This window comes from Trueperaceae bacterium, from assembly GCA_031581195.1.
Classification (GTDB): Bacteria; Deinococcota; Deinococci; order Deinococcales; family Trueperaceae; genus SLSQ01.
In genome coordinates, this window is the sequence record JAVLCF010000181.1 from 1 (window position 1) to 2,800 (window position 2,800).

The 2,800-nt window shown below is 75.5% G+C and carries 3 protein-coding genes; 2 read left to right on the plus strand and 1 reads right to left on the minus strand.

The genetic code is table 11. The features are described 5' to 3' along the window. Together RI554_11175 and RI554_11180 are read left to right on the plus strand one after the other, a co-directional pair. A partial coding sequence (locus tag RI554_11175) for a hypothetical protein (protein ID MDR9392575.1) occupies positions 1-726 on the plus strand: 726 nt, incomplete at its 5' end. Further along, the gene (locus RI554_11180; GenBank protein ID MDR9392576.1) at positions 726-959 is read left to right on the plus strand and encodes a hypothetical protein; all 234 of its coding nucleotides are present in this window, start codon (positions 726-728) and stop codon (positions 957-959) included. The genes RI554_11175 and RI554_11180, both read left to right, overlap by 1 nt. 108 nt (positions 960-1,067) lie before the next feature. Here the strand turns inward: RI554_11180 and RI554_11185 are convergent. Continuing rightward, positions 1,068-2,800, minus strand: a 1,733-nt coding sequence (locus tag RI554_11185) for a tetratricopeptide repeat protein (GenBank protein MDR9392577.1), incomplete at its 5' end; no start/stop codon positions are given.

The following is a 2,800-nucleotide window of genomic DNA, read 5'->3' on the forward strand; positions in this document are numbered from 1 at the left end:
GCCAGCGGCGTCGCGCAGGTGGTGCTGCGCAGCAGCACCGTGGAGGGCACGGCGACGGTGACGGCGTCCTGCCCGGGCGACTGCACCGAGACGGCGAGCGTGACGTTCGCGCCCGGCTTGGCGAACGTGACGGTCGATCCCGACGCGGACGGCGCGTGGGTGTCGTTCGATGCGTTGCCGGAGAGCGTGACCGGCCTGCAAGTGAAGATCTCGCCGTCCGATACCTGGACGACGGTGTCCGTCACCGACCTCGCGCCTCCGGTCCGCATCGGTGGCGCGGCGTTCGAGACGGGGGAGCCCGTCACGTTCGAGGTGCGTGCGGTGGTGGGCGGCGAAGGCCTGCCCGCGGTGGGTCCGTTCACCGTCACGCCGAGCGCCCCCGCCGCGCCCGACGTCGCGCCGAGCGTCGATTCCGAACCGGTCGTCACCGACGTCGATCGCTCACAACCCGGGGAGACGCGCGTGACGTTCGAGCAGGCGTTGACGTTCGGGGAGGACGGCCCGCCCGAGAAGCTCTACCTGATCCCGCAGTCCCTCGAGCCCGTCGCCGCGCAGGCGGTGGGTGCGACGCAGGCCGAGAACGTCGAGATCGTGATCGTGGATTCGGCCAGCGGGGACGTGCTCGAGCTCGAGGACCGCGGCATTTGGGTGTGGGAGAACATCGAGACCGACGACGCCGGGACGGCCAGCCTGTCCGTCCAGGTGCGCGTCGTGGAGGGGAACTGATGAACACGACCAACCGTCCGTTCTGGATCGTCCTGATCGTCGCGCTCGCGCTCACCCTGTCGGGCTGTGGCCTGCTGGGGGGCGACGAGACGGCGAACGCCCCGGCGATGGAGTCGGTGAGCGTCACGTTGTGCGCCTCGGAGGTGCCGGAGGTGCGTGAGGGTGGCGCGACGTGCATCGATTTCGAGGCGGAGTACGCCGCGGAAGCGCCGGAGGCGGATTCCGGCTACTGAGCTTCCCCAACCCTCACGCTGGACGGGGAGCGGCCTTCGGGCCGCTCCCCGCTTCGTGATGGGGGCGTCGGGGTTGAGGTCGCGCCGCGTGGGCGCGGGGAGAGGTCGTTACGTGCGGTAGGTCGGTTCGGGCGTCGCGTCGCCCGGCGTGGGGCCGCTCAGGGCGTCGAGTTCGCGTTCGAGGCGGCGGGCGAGGTCGGGGTACCCGAACGCCCGCAGTTTCTCCGCGGTGACGCGGGCGGGCAGCGCGAGGCGGCCGACGTCGCGGACGCCGCCGTCGGCGGAGGCGGCGTCGATCCACTCCCACACCGTCGACGCGACGATCGCGTCGGCGCCGGTCGCCGCGGCGGTGTGGACGACCCCCAGAAGAGCCCCGAGCCGTCCGTGCAGGTCCCCGAGGGCCCGCAGGTGGCCGGCGCCCGCCCGGTACGCCTCGAGCGCCTCCTCGGGCCGGCCCGCTTCGGTGAGGGCGTGCCCGCGGTTGACGAGGGCGGCGGCGGCGACCCACGGTTCGCCGCCCTCGCGGGCGACGTCGTGCACCTGCCGGAACTTCGTGGCGGCGTCCGCGAAGGCGTTCGACATGCCGTCGACGACCGCGAGGTTGTTCAGGGACGAGGCGATGCGGCGGGCGTCGCCCTCCACCTCCCGCAACGCCAAGCCCGCCTCGTACGCGGCGCGGGCGCGGTCGAGCGCGCCGGCCTTCAGGTGCAGCGACCCGCGGGCGTTCTCCGCGTCGGACCGCACGAGCCGGTCGACGGCCCCGCCGTGGGCCTTGAGGAGGCGCTCGAGGCGTTCGAGGGCGGAGGGGACGCGGTTCGCCATGTCGTGGAAGCGCCAGGCGGACGCCGCGATCCGGAGGGCGTCCGCCCCGCGGTCGTGCGCCTCCAGGTGCGCGAGGGCGGCGTCGACGTCGTCGAGGAGCGCTTCGAGCCGCGCGAACGTGCGTTGCTGGTCGTGCCCCAACGCGTCGGCTTCGGCGCGGGCGACGACGTCGTCGATCCAGGCGGCGTGCGCGTCGCGGAGCCCCCGGACCGCTGCGGCGTCGAGGCCCTCGAAGGCGTCGCGTTCGCCCGCCAGGACGCGTTCGTGTTCGCACCGCACCCACGTCCGGACGCCACCGGCGACCTGCACGGTGGCGTGCGCCCCGACGCCGGGCGCGTGCTCGAGCAGGTGGTGGCCCTGCAGCGTGCGTACGTCCCGCGCGAGGCGTGCCTCCGACAGGCCGGTGACGCGGCGGATGGCGTGCCGATCGACGGGACCGTGGAACGCCCCCAGCGTCGCGAGGGTGGCGCGCGGCTCGTCCGGCAGCAGCCGCACGACCGGGCGGAACACCTCGACGAGGCCGGGGGCGTCCGCGACGTCGCTCGTCGCGTCGCACGCGCCGGGCGGGGCGAGGGGCGCGAGGGCCTCGAGGCCCTCGCGCGCCAGGAGCGCCCCGAGGTGTACGAGGGTGAGGGGGTGCCCGCCGCTCCGCTCGACCGCGACCCGGACGCGCGGGTCGCGCCCCAGGTCGCGGGGCGGCGTCGCGCCCGCGGCGCGCGTCGCGCGGAGCAGCACGTCGGTCGCAGGGTCGGGCCGCCCGACCCGGTCGGGGCCCGGCGCGCGCACCGGCAGCCCGCGGACCGGAATGCGGGCGGCGGGAACGTCGTCGACGGGGCCGCGCCCGGTCGCGAGGAGCGACAGGGTCGGGTGGCGCTCCAGGACGCCGGGCACGACGTCCGCCAACCAGGCGAGGTGGGGGACGTCGTCGACGAACAGCAGCGCCGGCGCGTCGCCCGCGTCGCCCGCGTCGGGCTCGTGCGCGCGCAACGCCCGCGCGAGCGCGTCGGGCGTCCGCACGT

What these genes read in the sequence shown, in the direction of transcription:
- RI554_11180 (MDR9392576.1), top strand. Translation starts at nt 726, where the DNA reads ATGAACACGACCAACCGTCCGTTCTGGATCGTCCTGATCGTCGCGCTC.